At 31.9% G+C, this 17,670-nt stretch carries 17 protein-coding genes; 11 read left to right on the top strand and 6 right to left on the bottom strand.

Annotated features, from left to right (window positions below; genetic code table 11):
- Window positions 1-13: 13 nt before the first annotated feature.
- Window positions 14-493: an Lrp/AsnC family transcriptional regulator gene (locus AWE51_RS03170; protein ID WP_066309347.1), complete on the bottom strand. Its 480-nt coding sequence runs from the start codon at window positions 491-493 to the stop codon at window positions 14-16.
- Window positions 494-568: 75 nt separating this feature from the next.
- Complete coding sequence (locus tag AWE51_RS03165) at window positions 569-1,726, bottom strand: M14 family zinc carboxypeptidase (RefSeq protein ID WP_066309345.1); 1,158 nt, start codon at window positions 1,724-1,726, stop codon at window positions 569-571.
- A 381-nt stretch (window positions 1,727-2,107) separates the two neighbouring features.
- On the opposite strand from AWE51_RS03165, the gene AWE51_RS03160 reads away from it, so the two are divergent.
- The 9 genes from AWE51_RS03160 (at window position 2,108) to AWE51_RS03120 (ending at window position 8,352) form a co-directional block, all read left to right on the top strand.
- Window positions 2,108-2,584: a helix-turn-helix domain-containing protein gene (locus AWE51_RS03160; protein ID WP_066309343.1), complete on the top strand. Its 477-nt coding sequence runs from the start codon at window positions 2,108-2,110 to the stop codon at window positions 2,582-2,584.
- Window positions 2,585-2,654: 70 nt separating this feature from the next.
- Entirely contained in the window at window positions 2,655-3,032 is a 378-nt protein-coding gene (locus tag AWE51_RS03155) for a DNA topoisomerase IV (RefSeq protein ID WP_066309340.1), read from the top strand.
- Window positions 3,032-3,838 carry a TerC family protein gene (locus tag AWE51_RS03150; RefSeq protein WP_066309338.1) on the top strand — a complete coding sequence of 269 codons (807 nt, stop codon included), beginning with the start codon at window positions 3,032-3,034 and terminating at the stop codon, window positions 3,836-3,838. The genes AWE51_RS03155 and AWE51_RS03150 overlap by 1 nt, the downstream gene beginning before the upstream one ends.
- Before the next feature lie 156 nt (window positions 3,839-3,994).
- A complete protein-coding gene (locus tag AWE51_RS03145) occupies window positions 3,995-5,008 on the top strand; it encodes a hypothetical protein (RefSeq protein ID WP_066309337.1) in 1,014 nt (337 codons plus the stop codon).
- 19 nt (window positions 5,009-5,027) lie between these two features.
- Window positions 5,028-5,540, top strand: coding sequence for a GTP cyclohydrolase II RibA (ribA, locus tag AWE51_RS03140; RefSeq protein WP_066309335.1), 513 nt, complete (start codon window positions 5,028-5,030; stop codon window positions 5,538-5,540).
- Between the two features lie 147 nt (window positions 5,541-5,687).
- A complete protein-coding gene (locus tag AWE51_RS03135; protein ID WP_066309332.1) occupies window positions 5,688-6,128 on the top strand; it encodes a thioredoxin family protein in 441 nt (146 codons plus the stop codon).
- 90 nt (window positions 6,129-6,218) lie between these two features.
- On the top strand, window positions 6,219-7,115 hold the full coding sequence (locus tag AWE51_RS03130) for an FAD:protein FMN transferase (RefSeq protein ID WP_082832332.1): 897 nt from the start codon (window positions 6,219-6,221) through the stop codon (window positions 7,113-7,115).
- A 77-nt stretch (window positions 7,116-7,192) separates the two neighbouring features.
- Entirely contained in the window at window positions 7,193-7,627 is a 435-nt protein-coding gene (locus AWE51_RS03125) for a lipocalin family protein (RefSeq protein ID WP_066309327.1), read from the top strand.
- Window positions 7,628-7,773: 146 nt separating this feature from the next.
- Window positions 7,774-8,352 (top strand): PhnA domain-containing protein, encoded by a 579-nt coding sequence (locus AWE51_RS03120; RefSeq protein ID WP_066309324.1) that lies wholly within the window; start codon window positions 7,774-7,776, stop codon window positions 8,350-8,352.
- Between the two features lie 76 nt (window positions 8,353-8,428).
- Here the strand turns inward: AWE51_RS03120 and AWE51_RS03115 are convergent, their stop codons facing one another.
- Genes AWE51_RS03115 through AWE51_RS03105 form a run of 3 tightly spaced genes read right to left on the bottom strand, consistent with a single transcriptional unit; the run spans window position 8,429 to window position 13,860 of the window.
- Window positions 8,429-11,077, bottom strand: coding sequence for a DNA gyrase/topoisomerase IV subunit A (locus tag AWE51_RS03115; RefSeq protein WP_066309317.1), 2,649 nt, complete (start codon window positions 11,075-11,077; stop codon window positions 8,429-8,431).
- 21 nt (window positions 11,078-11,098) lie between these two features.
- Window positions 11,099-11,983 (bottom strand): M48 family metallopeptidase, encoded by an 885-nt coding sequence (locus AWE51_RS03110; protein ID WP_066309308.1) that lies wholly within the window; start codon window positions 11,981-11,983, stop codon window positions 11,099-11,101.
- 14 nt (window positions 11,984-11,997) lie between these two features.
- Window positions 11,998-13,860, bottom strand: coding sequence for a DNA topoisomerase IV subunit B (locus AWE51_RS03105; RefSeq protein WP_066309302.1), 1,863 nt, complete (start codon window positions 13,858-13,860; stop codon window positions 11,998-12,000).
- A gap of 345 nt (window positions 13,861-14,205) precedes the next feature.
- Between AWE51_RS03105 and ahr the strand changes: the two genes are divergently transcribed.
- Together ahr and AWE51_RS03095 are read left to right on the top strand one after the other, a co-directional pair.
- Entirely contained in the window at window positions 14,206-15,216 is a 1,011-nt protein-coding gene (gene ahr, locus AWE51_RS03100; protein ID WP_066309301.1) for an NADPH-dependent aldehyde reductase Ahr, read from the top strand.
- 35 nt (window positions 15,217-15,251) lie between these two features.
- Window positions 15,252-15,659: a Dabb family protein gene (locus AWE51_RS03095; protein WP_066309297.1), complete on the top strand. Its 408-nt coding sequence runs from the start codon at window positions 15,252-15,254 to the stop codon at window positions 15,657-15,659.
- Between the two features lie 68 nt (window positions 15,660-15,727).
- Here the strand turns inward: AWE51_RS03095 and AWE51_RS03090 are convergent, their stop codons facing one another.
- On the bottom strand, window positions 15,728-17,605 hold the full coding sequence (locus tag AWE51_RS03090) for a M61 family metallopeptidase (protein ID WP_066309290.1): 1,878 nt from the start codon (window positions 17,603-17,605) through the stop codon (window positions 15,728-15,730).
- Window positions 17,606-17,670: the final 65 nt, after the last annotated feature.

Here is a 17,670-nt window from a genome sequence, read left to right as displayed (position 1 = left end):
CAATAGATACCCTTTACATATCCTGAAAAATAGAATGCATTAAGCGTTTCTTATCATTAATACTTTCTTCTAAAGAAATCATAGTTTCTGTACGATATACTCCATCGATATCATCTAACATAAAAATAATTTCTTTTGCATGATTAGTATCTTTTGCTCTTACTTTACAGAAAATATTAAATTTTCCAGTAGTAATATGAGCAACAGTTACATAAGGTATTTCATTAATTCTTTGTAACACAAACTTAGTTTGTGAAGTATTTTGTAGATATATACCTACATAAGCTATAAATGAATATCCTAATTTTCTGTAATCCAATGTTAATGAAGAGCCTTCAATAATTCCTGCTTCTTCCATTTTTTTAACTCGTACATGCACGGTACCTGCAGAAATCAATAATTTCTTTGCAATATCCGTAAAAGGAGTACGCGTATTTTCAATCAACATATCCAAAATTTGGTGATCTACTTCGTCTAATTTAAATTTTGCCATAGTAATTCATATTATTTTTCCCGATTATTTACATTGCAAAAATAACAGAAAAATAAAGTTTTCATACATTTTATTTCATCTTTTTATCGATTCTATTGAGAATAATTCAGAATCTAAGTAAAATTTTAACAAGTCAATCTCTGGAACTATCTCTACTCTAAGGTTTTCGTTACGTATTGTTCTCTTTTCACCCTTAATTTCTCTGTGTCCGTAAAATTTTCGTAAGTTTTCAATTTTAACAATCTTTGGTACGAATTTCACATTATTTTCAGATAATTTCTCAGTATACTGTACCGCTATATCTACATTCTTGTCTTTTAAAATAACGTCTCTTATAATAACGTCATAGAAGCATTTTCCATTCTCAGGAATCAAAAAATATGCTTTATACTGGTCTCCTGTTATATGATCATAAGTAATACAATGTAAAGAAGTCATTAAAGCATAGAAAATGTATGCTCTAGTCTCTTCTCGGTCATAATCGTTGGGATAATGCCCAGCCTCAAATAAAATAGTTGGTATTCCTATAGACTCTAATGTATCTCCAACACAATTAATATTAAAACCATCATCATATCGTCCTACTTGATCAGGTATACACTCTTGTAACACCGTATTCATTTTGGCTATCACTTGCATCGCTATTTTTCTACTTAACGTTATTGAACGCTCTTTATCGCCTGCAGGGGATAAAAATGATACTGTTGCAGGTAAATTAGTTTCTCCTGCACTAAAAATAGTACGTTGACCATGAAGGTTAAAAGAGAAATCAGGCTTAATAGTAGTTATGAGTTCATGCAAAACAATACTTTCCTTTTGTGTTTTTGTCTGAGCATCTCTATTTAAGTCAACATTATTATAATTAAGTCTGGTATATGCCATTGCACCATCTGGACTTAATATAGGAACAATATATAGAGTACATTCTTTTAATACTGATGTAGCAAATTCGTTTGATGTATCTGTAAGAACATTTAAAAGATCAAAAACAGCTTTTGTAGTTGTACTTTCATTTCCATGCATCTGTGACCAAAACAAAAGTTTCTTGGATCCAGTACCTAATGTTATAAGATGAATAGGAGCATTATTTTCTGAAGTCCCTATTTGTTTTACGCTTGTTTTAGTTGATAATTTATCTAGTAAAGGAGTAATATGATGTAGGTTAATATAACGCCCAAATAAAGATGATTCTTTATGTTTATTAAACAAATTCTGTAATGTACTTATCTTCATAATGTATGTAGTCAAACAACAAAATTAGTATTGTTTATCCAGTATTCATAACAATAAAAGAATAAGTTACAAATGTAACACTAACTATAGTTTACAAATGTAACTACGCTATATTTACATTTGTAAACATTCTGATTTATAGGTTTTGTTTCTAATTGTAAACAGCTTATAAACCCGAATTTCCAAATGTATCTAAATAAATATTAAGATGTTTATTAAATTACTTAATTAACATTCAATACGTTATAAATCAATTATTTAAATATAGTTATTTTAAGTTATAATTTACACTAAAACTTTCTTGATTTACATTTGTAAACCTATTGTTTTACGTAAATTGTTTACATTTGTATTCAAGTTTTAATTAAACAATAGTTTACAATGGTAAACACTACAGACTTTGGAAAAAGAATCCAAAAAATAATGGATCACTATGCTGTATCAGCTTCTTCTTTTGCAGATTATATGGGTGTTGGTAGATCCTCTATTTCACATATTTTATCAGGAAGAAACAAACCAAGCTTAGATTTTGTTATGAAAATAACTGAAGCATATACTGATGTAGATTTACAATGGTTGCTTTATGGAAAAGGTGCGTTTCCAAAATCAGAAGAATCTATTATTGAACAAAAAGAACCGATTATAGAATCCCCTATACAACCAAAAACCTCTACTCTGTTAGATACATCTGATCAAGATTTATTTTCACAATCAGATGTTCCAGAAAAGGAAATATCAATAACCGAATCTCACATAGAACAAATTCCTAAGACTTCAGTAGGAGATACAACAATAGATCGCATTGTCATTTTTTATGTCGATGGAACTTTTAGTTCTTACCAAATGAAAAAAACTTAACAACTTTTTCTCATCTGGCTTTATACTCTCTGGAAATAAATTTATTTTCGTTCTCTAGTTAAATTATCATATGAAGCAAATTGCTTTTATAGGGCTCCTAAGCTTACTTTTTACAAGTTGTTATCAACAAGAACGTAATTGCACCGATTTTAAAACAGGGACATTTGAATTCGAAACTTATCTTAACGGAGAATTAGTCAAGACCACTTTTGTGCGCAATGATACTCTAGAAATAGACTATTTTCAAGGTAAAAGTGATACCTCAAGTATTCGGTGGATTAATCCATGTGAGTATATCGTAAAAAAAATACATCCAAAAAATATGGCTGAAGAAAAGGCGATACATATGAAAATCTTATCAACCGATGATCAAACCTACACTTTTGAATACGGACTTGTAGGAGTAGCTAAAAATAAACAACGTGGAACCGCAAAAAAAATAAAATAATGTTTGAAATTTTCGCATCAGCAGATGCCTGGGTAGCTCTGCTAACATTAACTTTTCTAGAAATCGTTTTGGGTATCGATAATATCATATTTATTTCGATAGCATCCAGCAAGTTACCTCAAAATCAACAAAAAAAAGCTACTAACATAGGACTATTATTAGCCATGGTGATGCGTATTGTTTTACTTTTTGGTATATCATTACTTGTTGCTATGGAAGCTCCGTTTTGGCATATCAATTTGCCATGGATTGAGGCTGGTATTAGCGGACAAGCCCTAATCTTATTTGGAGGAGGTATTTTCCTCTTGTACAAAAGCGTACATGAAATTCATGAAAAAGTAGATGAAAAAGGTGAGGAAGAAAAAGAAATAGCAGCTAAGAGCTCTTCTACGCTCTCAAATGCTATCGTGCAAATTACATTAATTAATGTTGTTTTTTCTTTTGATTCCATACTTACTGCCGTTGGTATGACCAACGGTCTTAGTGAAAATCCAAATGATGCTTTAATATTAATGATTATTGCAGTTGTAGTCTCTGTATTAATTATGATGTTGTTTGCAACACCGGTAGGTCGTTTTGTGAATAAACATCCTTCTGTACAAATTTTAGGGTTATCTTTTTTGATCTTAATTGGGTTTATGTTAATCGCTGAAGCTGCACATCTTGCACATTTACAAATATTTGATAGTAAAGTAGGTACAATACCTAAGGGGTACCTTTACTTTACCATAGCTTTTTCTTTATTTATTGAGTTTTTAAACTTTAAACTGCGTAAAAAAGGAAAGCTTAGTGGACAACAGAATTAAAGCTCAACACATAAAATAGAACATAAAACAGAAAGTTACTTTTATAAGTAGCTTTCTGTTTTTTTTAAATAAAAATGTTACTTCCTAAAGTAACATTTTCTGTACCTAAAACATATACTAGTATAGTATTAACAGAAAAGATTCTAAATTATAAAAATGAAAAAGACCATTTTAACACTAATTAGCGCAACATTAAGTTTTTTAGGGAGCGCACAAATAACAGAATTACCAAACGGCCATGTTGGGATAGGAACTACCGCTCCATCTGAAAAACTAGATGTAAGAGGTATCATTAAAGTCGGAAAAGCTAATAATCAGGATAACAACTCTCCTGGATTAACAGCTGTTAGTAATGATGACTTTCTTTATGATGGAGAATACATTAATCAATATGGTTTTGGATTTCATGGCTTTCAAGACGGCACAACAGGTTTTGTAAACCCTATGAATTCTTATATTTCAGGACATTTTGGTATTGATTTCTTTGCGGCATCGGCAAATAGAATGAGGATTAGTAGAAATGGTAATATCGGGATAGGAACAACAGATACAGATAATGGGTTATTAACCTTAAACGGAACCAACACTAACTTATTACGTCTCGAAAATGATGGTTTAGGCAATGAGGCTACTTTAAGATTTAGATCCAAAAGTAACTCTGGTGGTATGTTGCACTCAGACATATCTCTATATACTACTGCAAATAATCAAGGATATTTAGGTTTCAAAGTTCCACATAATAATACAACCAATTCTGGTTATGATATGATTATTAATCATGAAGGAAATATTGGCATAGGAACAATAAACCCTGGTTCATGGAAACTAGCCGTAAATGGTAAAATAAGAGCTAAAGAAATAAAGGTAGAAACCGGTTGGTCTGATTTTGTGTTTTATGATGACTATAAACTCCCCTCTTTATTAGATGTAGAAAATCATATTAAAGAAAAAGGACATCTTAAAGATATCCCTAGTGCTAAACAAGTAGCAAAAGATGGTATCTTTCTTGGGGAAATGGATAGTAAATTATTACAAAAAATAGAAGAGCTAACCTTATACACCATTCAACAAGAAAAGAAAATCAAAAAACTTGAAGAAGAAAACAAAGAATTAAAATCTTTATCCAACAGACTCACAGAAATAGAAAAAATACTAAATTCAAAAAAATAAGCCGATTAAAAAACATATCATGATTGTAAAAATTGCAGAAGGAAATTTAAAAACAAAATTTGGAGAATATCATGAAATGATGTTTTACGATGGGCAAAAGGAATCTTTTGCCCTCGTGATGGGTGATGTAAAAGATGAAAATGACATTTTATGTCGTGTACACTCCTCTTGCATATTTGGACATCATTTTAATAGTATCGAATGTGATTGTAGAGAGCAAATGGAAATCTCTCAACAACTTATACAAAAAGAAGGCAAAGGAATCGTTATTTGGTTAGACCAAGAGGGTAAAGGTAATGGGCATTATGCTTTGTTAAAAAGTGCAATCTATAAAAAACAAGGAGTTCCTCAAGCAGAGGCCTATGAAGCCGTTGGCTTTAAAAAAGACAATAGAGATTTTAGAAGTGCTGCTGATATTCTAAAAGAAATCGGAGTAAAATCAATTAAAATGCTCACAAACAATCCAAATAAAGTAAACACATTAACTGAACACGGTATTATTGTTACAGGAACACAACCTACGATACTCTAAATTTCAAGTAGGCCTTCTACTCTATTTGGTATAAATATTGTACTTATAGAGTACAAAGATTTTTATCTTTATACTTTAAATTATGTAAGATTGTATAAAAAAAACAGTCTATTTATATAATTATGATCATTTAAAACATCACGCATAATGTATAGATTTTTAATCATAGCCTTGTTATTTACTTTTACAAGCACTACCCTTGAGGCACAAGAATGGACTACTAATTTTGAAAAAGCTAAAATTAATGCTGCTGAACAAAACCGAAATATTATACTTGTTTTTCAAGGCTCTGATTGGTGTGTTCCGTGTATAAAATTAGATCGAGAAATTTTTAATTCTGAAGAGTTTAAATCCTATTCAAAAGATCATTTTATTATGGTACAAGCAGATTTTCCAAGAAAAAAGAAAAATCAATTGGTTCCAGAGCTGCAAGAGCAAAATAATAAATTGGCCGAAAAATATAACAAGAATGGTTTTTTTCCTTTTGTAGTGGTTATGGATAAAAATGGGACTGTACTTGGCGAAACAGGATATAAAAAAACAACACCTTCAGCATACATTAAATTATTAGAATCTTTTAAAAGTTAATTATTGAGAGCTTATACAAGTATTGTTATATTCATTTTTTTGCATGTATTAGGTTTTGCACAGCAAACACACAAACGTACTCTTCTACTTATGGGAAGCCGTTTTGATATTACTGTAGTAGCCCAAGATACAATACAGGCTAATCAATATATAGATATAGCAGTAGCAGAGATTTCGAGAATAGAAAAACTTATTTCTTCCTGGGACCAAAGTTCTCAAACCTCATTAATCAATAAAAATGCTGGTATTCGACCTGTAAAAGTGGATCAAGAGTTATTTGATCTTATTAACCGATCTATAGGTATATCTAAACTTACCGACGGAGCTTTTGATATTACATATGCATCTATGGATAAAATTTGGAAGTTTGATGGCAGTATGACTAAAATGCCTACAGAAGAAAAAATTAAAGCTTCGGTAGCAAAAGTTGGATATCGACATGTTGTTTTGGATAAAGAAAACTCTACTGTTTTCTTGAATAAAAAAGGAATGAAAATTGGTTTTGGAGCAATCGGCAAAGGATATGCCGCTGATAAAGCAAAGGCATTACTTATTCAAAACAAAGTAAGCGCTGGTATTATTAACGCCTCTGGTGATATGAATACTTGGGGAAAACAACCTGATGGTAACGATTGGAAAGTCGCAATCACCAATCCTCTAAATAAAACAAAGGCTTTTGCGCTGCTACCCATTGTAAACGGTGCTGTAGTCACTTCTGGTAATTACGAAAAATTTGTATCTTTTAATACTAAAAGATATTCACACATTATAGACCCTCGAACGGGGTACCCTTCTAGTGGTATTATAAGTGTGACAGTTTTTGCTCCGAAAGCAGAATTAGCCGATGCCCTAGCTACATCAATATTTGTAATGGGAAAAGAAGTTGGTATGAATAGAATAAATCAATTGGCACAGATAGAATGTATAATTATTAGTGATAAAGGAGATATTTATACATCTGATCATATACAAATTGATAATAATTAGTAATTTAGAATTTTAAATTAAACCCCAAATAATAAAGATTGTATTAAATTATTATCTTTATCCAAAACAAATCTAAAATGAAAAGAACCTTAACCTTAAGCTTATTGATAGCTTTTTTTACGTTATCCTTAAGTGCTCAAGACGCCTCGACCCTAGTAGGAAATTGGAAAGAAGACATGAAAAATACTAAGAGTAATCAATTGCTTCATGGTGCTCAATTCAATTTTAAAAGTGATGGAACTTTCAGCAGAATTAAATCTGAAAATTCAAGTTTAGGTACTTGGAGTATTAAAGACAAAACTCTCGTGCTGGAATATAAAGAAAGAACTTCTTCTAAATTACCAAAATTAACTAAAAACAATAGTGATAGCGATAGAATCGAAGTCGATATAATAGAACTATCACCTAGTAAGTTAGTCCTAAAGTACGGAGATAAACCATACACATTAGTAAGAGGAAGTAATACCAGCATTAGCACTGCTGCAAAAGCAAAACCTGAACCACAAAATTAAATCTATAATTTCATATTTAAAATCTTAGTATTTCTAACGGAATACTAAGATTTTTTTTTAGAAATATATTTTTTATTGGAAATTCGCATTTTAAACTAATGTGGATATATTCTAAAGTATAAAACTATACAATTAACCAATATTAAATGAACCTAGAAAGAGAACTACAAAAAAGAAGCGGATCTGTATGTGAATTATCAGGAGTAACTGAAAATTTGAAAATTTATGAAGTGCCCAAATCTCCAGGTACTGGTTTGGATGCGCATATCCTTATTTCTCAAACATGTATAGAACAAATTGAAGACCCTGATGAAGTAGATCCTAATCATTGGCGTTGTCTTAATGATAGTATGTGGAGTGAAGTTCCTGCAGTACAAGTAATGGCTTGGAGAATGCTAAATAGACTACGCGCAGAAAGTTGGCCACAAGATCTACTTGACATGATGTACCTTGATGACGACACTTTAGCATGGGCAAAAGCAACTGGTGACGGGGATGATGATAATGACACTATTAAACATATAGATGCAAACGGTGCTGTTTTACAAGCCGGTGATAGTGTGGTGCTTATTAAAGATTTAAACGTTAAAGGAGCCAATTTTACGGCAAAGCGCGGTACTGCAGTTAGAAATATCTCATTAGTTCATGATAATCCAGAACATATTGAAGGCCGTGTGAGTGGCCAGCACATTGTTATTTTAACCAAATATGTGAAAAAATCGTAAAATACTATTTTAAAAATTCATTAAAAAGCCTGATTACTTAAGTGTAATCAGGCTTTTTTAAATCTATAAATATTATCTAGAACAGACTTCCTTGCTCTCCTTTGTCTTTTTCTGACTCGTCAGAGGTGGCATCGTTTTTTTCTTCTGAAGAAACATTTTCTTCTTCTACAACTTCGATTTCTTCTGCAGGCAGTTCTTCTGGTTCTTCATAAGGCAATGAATCTAATAAATTAACCTGTTTCACTTTGTGTGTTGTTAATTGATTACCTTGCGCCTTTACCCCTTTTATAGCAATAAAATCCTCAAAATTCAATTCTTCGTTAGGTCTTTGATCCTTACCTCTAATTTTTGTAAATACCAATTCGGCTATAGGTTTATAATCTGTTGATACCACTTCCAAAAATGATTTTGGATGTTCTGTAATAAACACTTCTTCTTTTTCTGGATTCTCCATCAAAAATCGCTTGACATAATAGCGTTCCTTCTCCCCATCCCAATAAATTGCAGAAATAGGTTTTTTAGGCTTCCATTTTTCTAGGACAATCATATCAGAACTGAAATGAAGTGTCATTTCTGGTATCAATGTTTTTGCAATACCATTTTGCGTGATTACTAATAAACGATCCTCGCCTCTAAACTCTCCTAAAAGATCACCTCTTCCATCTACATTGAGGCGTTGTACAGAATCATCAAACCATATTTTGCGAGGTTTTAATGTAGAGACTCCTTGTTCTTTTAATTCGATTCTTTTAATATTATACTTTGTAACTATATTCCCTTTAACGCCTCTACCTTTTATAAGTAGATCAGAAAAGTCAAGGTCAAATTTCAGTTTTTTAATACTACCTGCTTGACGTAAGAATATTGAAACAACTTCGGCTTCTCCGTTTGGATTAGCAGAGAAATACGAAATTTTAGAGCCTTTTTTTCCTTGAGCTAAATCATATTCTTTATCTCGAGTGACACTAGTTACTGCAAATCGTTTTACATAAGATGCTCCTCCTTTACCATCTTGATAAATCAGATTATAAATAGTACGCTTATCTTTTTTCTTAAACACAGCTACATGAATAATATCTTTACCAATAAATGTTTTTGCATCTACCTTAGTTATCATTAATTTACCTTCTCTAGTAAAACATATGATATCATCAATATCAGAACAGTCGGTCACATATTCATCTCTTCTTAGAGAAGTTCCTACAAAACCTTCTTCTCGATTTACATACAATTTTGTGTTACGAATAACTACTTTGGTAGCTTCAATATCATCAAAAATTCTAATCTCAGTTTTACGTTCTTTACCTTTTCCATAGGTCGTTTTCAAACGTTTAAAATAATCTATAGCAAACTCTACAAGATGCTCTAAATGATGTTTTACTTGAGCGATATCATCCTCTAAAGCTTCGATTTTTTGCTGTGCTTTATCTATATCAAACTTAGAAATACGCTTAATTCTAATCTCGGTCAAACGAACAATATCCTCTTCTGTAACTGCACGCTTTAAATGTTTGATGTGTGGTTGTAAACCTTTATCAATAGCCTCGATAACTCCTTCCCAAGTATCTACTTCTTCTATATCACGATAGATACGGTTTTCTATAAATATTCTTTCTAAAGATGCAAAATGCCATTGTTCTTGTAATTCATCTAATTGAATCTCTAGTTCCTTTTTTAATAAAGCTAACGTATTATCGGTAGAACGACGTAACATTTCAGAAACACCTATAAAATCAGGCTTGTTATCTTCTATCACACATCCTAATGGCGAAATAGATATCTCACAATTGGTAAATGCATACAGAGCATCTATTGTTTTATCAGGTGAAATTCCCGAAGGTAGATGAATTAATATTTCGACATTTGCAGCCGTATTGTCCTCTATCTTCTTAATTTTTATTTTCCCTTTATCATTCGCTTTAAGAACCGAATCTATCAATGACGTAGTTGTCGTAGAAAACGGAATTTCATTAATTACCAACGTATTTTTGTCAACTTGCGAAATTTTTGCACGTACTCTTACTTTCCCACCGCGATTACCATCATTATAATTTGTAAAATCTGCAATACCAGATGTAGGGAAATCAGGTAAAATAGTAAAGCGTTTTCCTTGTAAATGTTTTATAGAAGCATCTATAAGCTCTATAAAATTATGAGGAAGAATCTTAGTACTTAATCCTACTGCTATCCCTTCTGCACCTTGAGCCAATAGTAGTGGGAATTTTACTGGTAAATTAATAGGTTCTTTCTTTCTTCCATCATAAGACAGTTGCCAATCGGTAACTTTAGGGTTATAAACTACATCTAAAGCAAATTTTGACAACCTAGCTTCGATATATCTTGATGCTGCAGCTCTATCCCCAGTAAGGATATTACCCCAGTTTCCTTGCATATCGATTAACAATTCTTTTTGTCCAACTTGTACCATTGCATCAGCAATACTGGCATCACCATGAGGGTGATATTGCATTGTATGTCCAACAATATTAGCTACTTTATTGTATCTACCATCATCTAAGTCTTTCATAGAATGAAGAATACGCCGTTGTACAGGCTTCAAGCCATCTTCGATTGCAGGTACCGCTCTCTCTAAGATTACATAAGATGCATAATCCAGAAACCAGTCTTTATACATTCCTGTGACTTTGGTAATCACTTCTTGCGGTTGGTGATCTTCTTGAGATGATTCGTGATGTAATTCTTCGTTTTCGTTTTCTTCTGACATGTAATATTACTCTAATTTACATTAAAATTTAGGCATAAATCGTTGGTGATCATCACCTTTACTTTTATTTTCAGTTTTCACTTCTTGCACTTCAGAAGTAGTTTCATTTATTTGTTGAATTTCAGGTTTTGCAGTGTCTATTTTAGTTCTTTTATTATCTGAGTATCGAAAAGAATTAAAATTAACACGCAACATTTCTGGTGTTATTCTTTTTGATAAATGAGGGTGAGTAGACAATTTTTCTGAAAGCCAAACCCAAAAACTATCTGTAATTTCTATTTGTTTTGTATATGCTTTCGTATCCATTTTATTATACAAACGTTTTCCTGAGGCTAAAAGTTTAATACCATCTACAGCACCTCTTGGACTAATTGTATATCCAACACTATCACACGTATATTCACAAGCTCTAGAATACGCTTGAGCCAAAAACGGGACTAGTAATGAAGGAAAAACGTACATCTTTTTATATACATGATTTCGTTTTACATGGCACAGTTCATGAGCAATAATAAATTCTACGATATCCTTTCTACCATCCAATATCACTTCGTACAAATCGCTGTAGATAATCAGATAATTAGCTCCAACAAATTTTGTAGCCATAGCATTTAATAACCCTCCAGATTCTACAATATAAATTTCAGGAGCTTTTTTTATTGCTAATTTTTGACATTGATCAGTAACAATATCATATAAATCAGAAAATTGATCTTTACTCACTCGTACAGCACTTCCTTTTATATATCCTATAAAAAGGCCAGTACTTATTAGTATAAAAATCCCTACAAGTAAAAGATACGGCAAAAACAAAAGACCGGGAATACATAAAAGTATGGTAAATACAATCATTAGATTGTAATAAAACTTTTCTTTCTTGTGTACTTTAACTGTAATTTTTTCCATTCTTATAACGCTACTTATACCCCTTCTTCTTCTATAGTGTCTAATTCAACCTTAAGGTTGTCTATGATAAACTCTTGTCGTTGTGGAGTATTTTTCCCCATATAAAAAGATAATAATTCCTCAATCGTCTTTTCTTTATCCAACATTACAGGATCAAGACGAATATCATCACCAATAAAATGCACAAATTCATCAGGAGATATCTCTCCTAATCCTTTAAATCGAGTAATTTCTGGTTTCCCTGATAGTTTTTGTATCGCGTCTCTTCTTTCCTGTTCTGAATAGCAATAGATTGTTTGTTTTTTATTTCGAACTCTAAACAACGGAGTTTGTAATATAAATAAATGTCCTTCTTTTATTAACTCAGGGAAAAACTGAAGAAAAAAAGTGATTAATAACAATCTAATATGCATCCCATCGACATCGGCATCTGTTGCGATAACAATATTGTTATACCTTAGATCTTCCATTGATTCTTCAATATTCAATGCTGCTTGTAAAAGATTAAATTCTTCATTTTCATACACAATTTTTTTACTCATATTATAGCTATTCAGTGGTTTCCCACGTAAACTAAATACAGCTTGTGTATTTACATCTCTGGACTTGGTTATTGACCCACTTGCAGAATCTCCCTCTGTTATAAACAAAGTACTTTCTAGATTACGATCTTTTTTACTATCGGTAAGATGAATACGACAATCTCTAAGTTTTTTATTATGTAAACTGGCTTTCTTTGCACGTTCGCGAGCAAGTTTACGGATACCAGATAAATCTTTACGTTCTCGTTCTGCTTGTAATATTTTGCGTTGTAAACTTTCTGTTGTATTTGGGTTTTTGTGTAAGAAGTTATCCAGATATTGTTTTACAAAATCATTAATATAGGTTCTTACAGTAGGCAAATCTCCTCCCATATCTGTAGATCCCAATTTAGTTTTGGTCTGACTTTCAAATACAGGTTCCATAACCTTTATACTAATAGCAGACACAATAGATTTACGAATATCACTAGCTTCATAATTTTTACCGTAATATTCTCTTATCGTCTTTACGATAGCTTCTCGAAATGCTGCTTGATGTGTTCCTCCTTGCGTTGTGTGTTGACCATTTACAAAAGAATGGTATTCTTCACTATATTGTGTTTTACTGTGCGTAATAGCGATTTCAATATCATCACCTTTTAAATGTATGATATCATATAATCTATCTTCAACATTAATATTATCAGAAAGTAAATCTCTTAATCCATGCTCTGAAAAATATTTTTCTCCGTTAAATATGATCGTCAGTCCAGGATTAAGATACACATAGTTCTTAAGCATTTTAGCTACATACTCTGTACGATACTTGAAATGTTTAAAAATAGTATTATCTGGCACAAAAGATACTTTAGTACCTCTTCTACGAGAAGTCTCATCTAACGTTTCTTGATTGGTAAGGTTACCTTTTTCGAACTCTGCAGAAGCAGACTTGCCATCTCGGGTAGATTCTACTCTAAAAAATGTAGACAAAGCATTTACCGCCTTTGTACCTACCCCATTAAGTCCTACTGATTTTTTAAATGCTCTGGAATCATATTTACCTCCAGTATTCATTTTAGAAACTACATCAACAACTTTACCCAAAGGAATTCCACGACCGTAATCTCTCACAATCACTTTATCTCCTTGAATAGATATCTCAATAGTCTTACCAGCTCCCATCACATATTCATCGATCGAATTATCTAATACTTCTTTTACAAGAATATAAATCCCATCGTCGGCAGATGATCCATCGCCTAGCTTACCAATATACATCCCCGGTCGCATACGGATATGCTCTTTCCAATCGAGGGATCGTATATTATCTTCGGTATATTTAGTTTCCTTACTCATAAATTTTAGGGTAGAATGCTTGCTAATATAAGATTTCACTATCTAAATTAAAACAGCCTCTCTACAAAGTAATTAACAAATCCATAACGAATTTTGTTGACTATTTGGTATACAAGGAATTGACCAATCATGTATGCACTAATTCTCAATCACAATTAAAAGGATGATAACACTAAGAAATAAGAAAATAATTATATAAAATTGGGTAAGCTTAAGAACAACAAACGAATTACTCGGGTTACTAAATTTTCTTTATAATTTAAAATTGGTATTATGCAATTTCAGAATTTGAAATTTTGTAATTTCAACTAATCAAATAATTAACACCCAAAGTACAAAAATAGTATGGATCCTGTACATGCATTTGCAGCAAAAGAAGTTGGAGGTAAACTAGAGCCTTTTCAATATGATTTATCTAAAATAGGCCTTGAAGAAGTTGATATTAAGGTACATTATTGTGGCATTTGTCACTCTGACCTTAGTATGCTTAATAATGATTGGGGGATTACACAGTTTCCTTTTGTTCCCGGTCATGAAATTGTTGGTGAAGTTACCGCTATAGGAGCTCAAGTAAAGCATATTTCTGTTGGAGATCTTGTAGGTTTAGGATGGTTTTCTGAATCATGTATGTATTGTGACCAATGCATGAATGGTAGTCATAATCTATGCGCTACAAAAGAAGAAACTATAGTTGGCCGTCATGGTGGATTTGCTGATAAAGTACGTTGTCATTGGTCATGGGCCACTGCGCTACCAAAAGGAATTGATCTAAGCAAAGCTGGTCCATTATTATGTGGTGGAATCACGGTTTTTAATCCAATTCTAATGGCTAATGTTAAACCTACAGATAAAGTCGGAGTTATTGGCATTGGAGGGCTTGGTCATATGGCTATAAAATTCTTAAAATATTGGGGATGTGAAGTCACAGCATTTAGCTCAAACCCATCTAAAAAAGATGAAATAATTGCTATGGGAGCTCATTCGGTAATTAACTCTCGAGATACCCTTGAAATGGAAAAAATCAAAGGAACTTTAGATTTTATATTAAATACTACTAATGTAACTTTAGATTGGCCTGGTTATCTTAAAACTTTAGCTCCAAAAGGAACTTTACATACTGTAGGAGCTGTTTTAGAACCTATTGGGGTTCCTGCATTTAGTTTAATTGGAGGCGAAAAATCAGTCTCAGGAAGTCCTTTGGGGAGTCCTGCTTTAACAAGAAAAATGCTCGATTTTTGTATAAGACACAACATCTATCCTATTACACAAGAGTTCCCATTAGAAAAGGTAAATGATGCCATAGAACATCTTAAAACTGGTAAAGCTCGTTATAGAGTAGTATTAAAAGTAATTTAAAAAGTGTTTATTAACTCTAAAAACATAATCGCAATATGAAGTTTAAGCTCGCAATATTGATATGCTTATTTATAAGTTTTTATAGTGTTGCTCAAAATCAAAAAAAACAAGATCACACAAAAATGATAAAAGGAAAATTAATTCATACAGTATTTTTCTGGTTGAACAACCCAGACAACGATAAGGAAAGAAAAACATTTGAACAAGGTGTTTCTAGATTGTTGAACGAGTGCGAACACATTACATCAAGTCATTTAGGAACACCCGCTAAGACAACTAAAAGGCCTGTTATTGACACTTCTTACACTTACTGTATTGTGGTAACATTTGAGTCTATTAAAGAACATGACTTATACCAAGAAGACCCTATTCATTTAAAATTTATTGAAGAAAACAAAAACCTATGGAAAAAAGTTCAGATATATGATTCATCTAGTCTTTAACTTTAGATGTAATACATAAAAAAGGCTTCTGTTTAGAAGCCTTTTTTATGTACTATATTTTTTTGAGATTAATTTTTTAACCACACTTGTTTAAGATCTTCTTGCTCTTTAGAAGGGTTCTCTAATACCACAAGTTTCTTACCTTTAGTATACGATTTAGTAATTTTAGTTTTAATTACTACCTCTTCACCGGCTCTATTCAATTTAACTTCTAGATCATCTCCTTCTTTCCATTGAAAGGTTGCTCCTAAAACCTGATTTACGTTTTTAATAGACAATTTAGTGCCATTAATTTCTATAATATCGTCATTAGCTTTAACTCCGTTATCTGCCCAAAAGCTATTATCCTCAACAGCCTCTGTAAAAAAGATAGATCCAGTAGCTTGATTTCCTGCAAATATTAATTCGCCCGAATTTTGAATATAGTTCGTTTCTATTTTTTCAGCTTTCATTGCCAGACCAACCTTGTTAAAAAACTCATCATAGTTAATAGGTGTATTTCCTTCAACATGAGTTTTCAAAAATTTACCTACAGAAGGATAACTCATTGCTATAATTTCTTCTATTATTTTATCATCTTCAAAAGGTTTGTTTTTTCCGTATTTTGAAGACAATTCTTTCATTAAAGATAAAATCCCTCTATTTCCATCACTAGCCTCGCGCATTAGTATATCAATACACATTCCTATTAACGCTCCTTTCTCATATACATTAGCATAATTTGGAGCATAAGGTTGCTCTAATATATTTTCACTCATTTCAGTAAAACTCATATTATCATCATATGCATTTGCATTTTGAATCTTACCCATCATTTTACTAAAAAAGTCTTCTTCTTCAACCAATCCTTGATTTACCTGAAATAATGATGCAAAATACTCTGTCACACCTTCGTACATCCATAAGTGTTTAGAAAAAGTAGGATCATTATAATCAAAATAATGTACATCTTCAGAATGTACACTAAGAGGGGTTACAATATGAAAAAACTCATGAGAAACTACATCAATCATTGCAGAGGCTAAGGCTTCGTCTTCCATTTGTTCTGGTAATACAACCACAGTAGATGTATGATGTTCTAATGCTCCAAAACCTGTAGGAGAATTTTCTACGCCTTCAGCTAAATATAAATATATATCATATCTTGGAGTGCTATTCACATCTCCTAAATATGCTTTCTGTCCTTTCATCATCTTAAAGACAGTTTCTTTTATTTTTGCTGCAGTATGAACTTTATTAGGAGAATATACACTTAACACTATCTTAATATCACCTACATTAAACTCTTCTACATCAAGCTCTCCGTACATCATTGGGTTATCGGTAATTTCAAAATACCTGCTAGCAAAATACGAATCTGTTGTATTTTGACCATCCTCACTTGTCTCAGAACCTACCTTTTGTAAGGCAGATGTTCTTTGTAACGCTGTAGGAGCCTTAACTTTTAATCCATACTGATTGTTTTTTAAAATATCAAAATAACCAATAAATCCATGTAGGTTCAACACATAGTTTTTTGGATCTATATTTGTTCCAGAAGGAGAAAAAGGAGCACCAATAGTGATATTTTCTATATCATAAGTATCATTTACTTTATATTCTAGTTTATCTAATTGTTTTGCATTCGCAATTAACCATGAATTTTCATCTAATTTTTCGATTTTAAGCTCATTCCCTTCATAATCATAAGCTTTAAAGTCATCTACATATTTCCCGAAATCACTTACAGAATATGTCCCTTGTACTACCTTAGGCAGAAAGTATTTTACCGAGTCTTGAACAAAACGTCCGGGATTTATACTAACAGGAACCTTATCTTCTACAACTTTTGTTAAATCTATTGTCGTGGCAATAGGAAGGTTTGTTGCAATGTCATTCGAAGGATTCTTCACTCCACATCCTACCATCAATAAACCAATTGAAATTTTGGTTACAATTTTTTTCATTTAATCAAATTAAAGTATTTATTAGTGCTAGACGTAAAAAAGACACTAGCGTTACAATTTTCGAC

It is taken from the genome of Aquimarina aggregata (assembly GCF_001632745.1).
GTDB lineage: Bacteria > Bacteroidota > Bacteroidia > Flavobacteriales > Flavobacteriaceae > Aquimarina > Aquimarina aggregata.
Note: the sequence above shows the minus strand (reverse complement) of the source record. Positions and strands in the feature narration are given on the sequence as shown.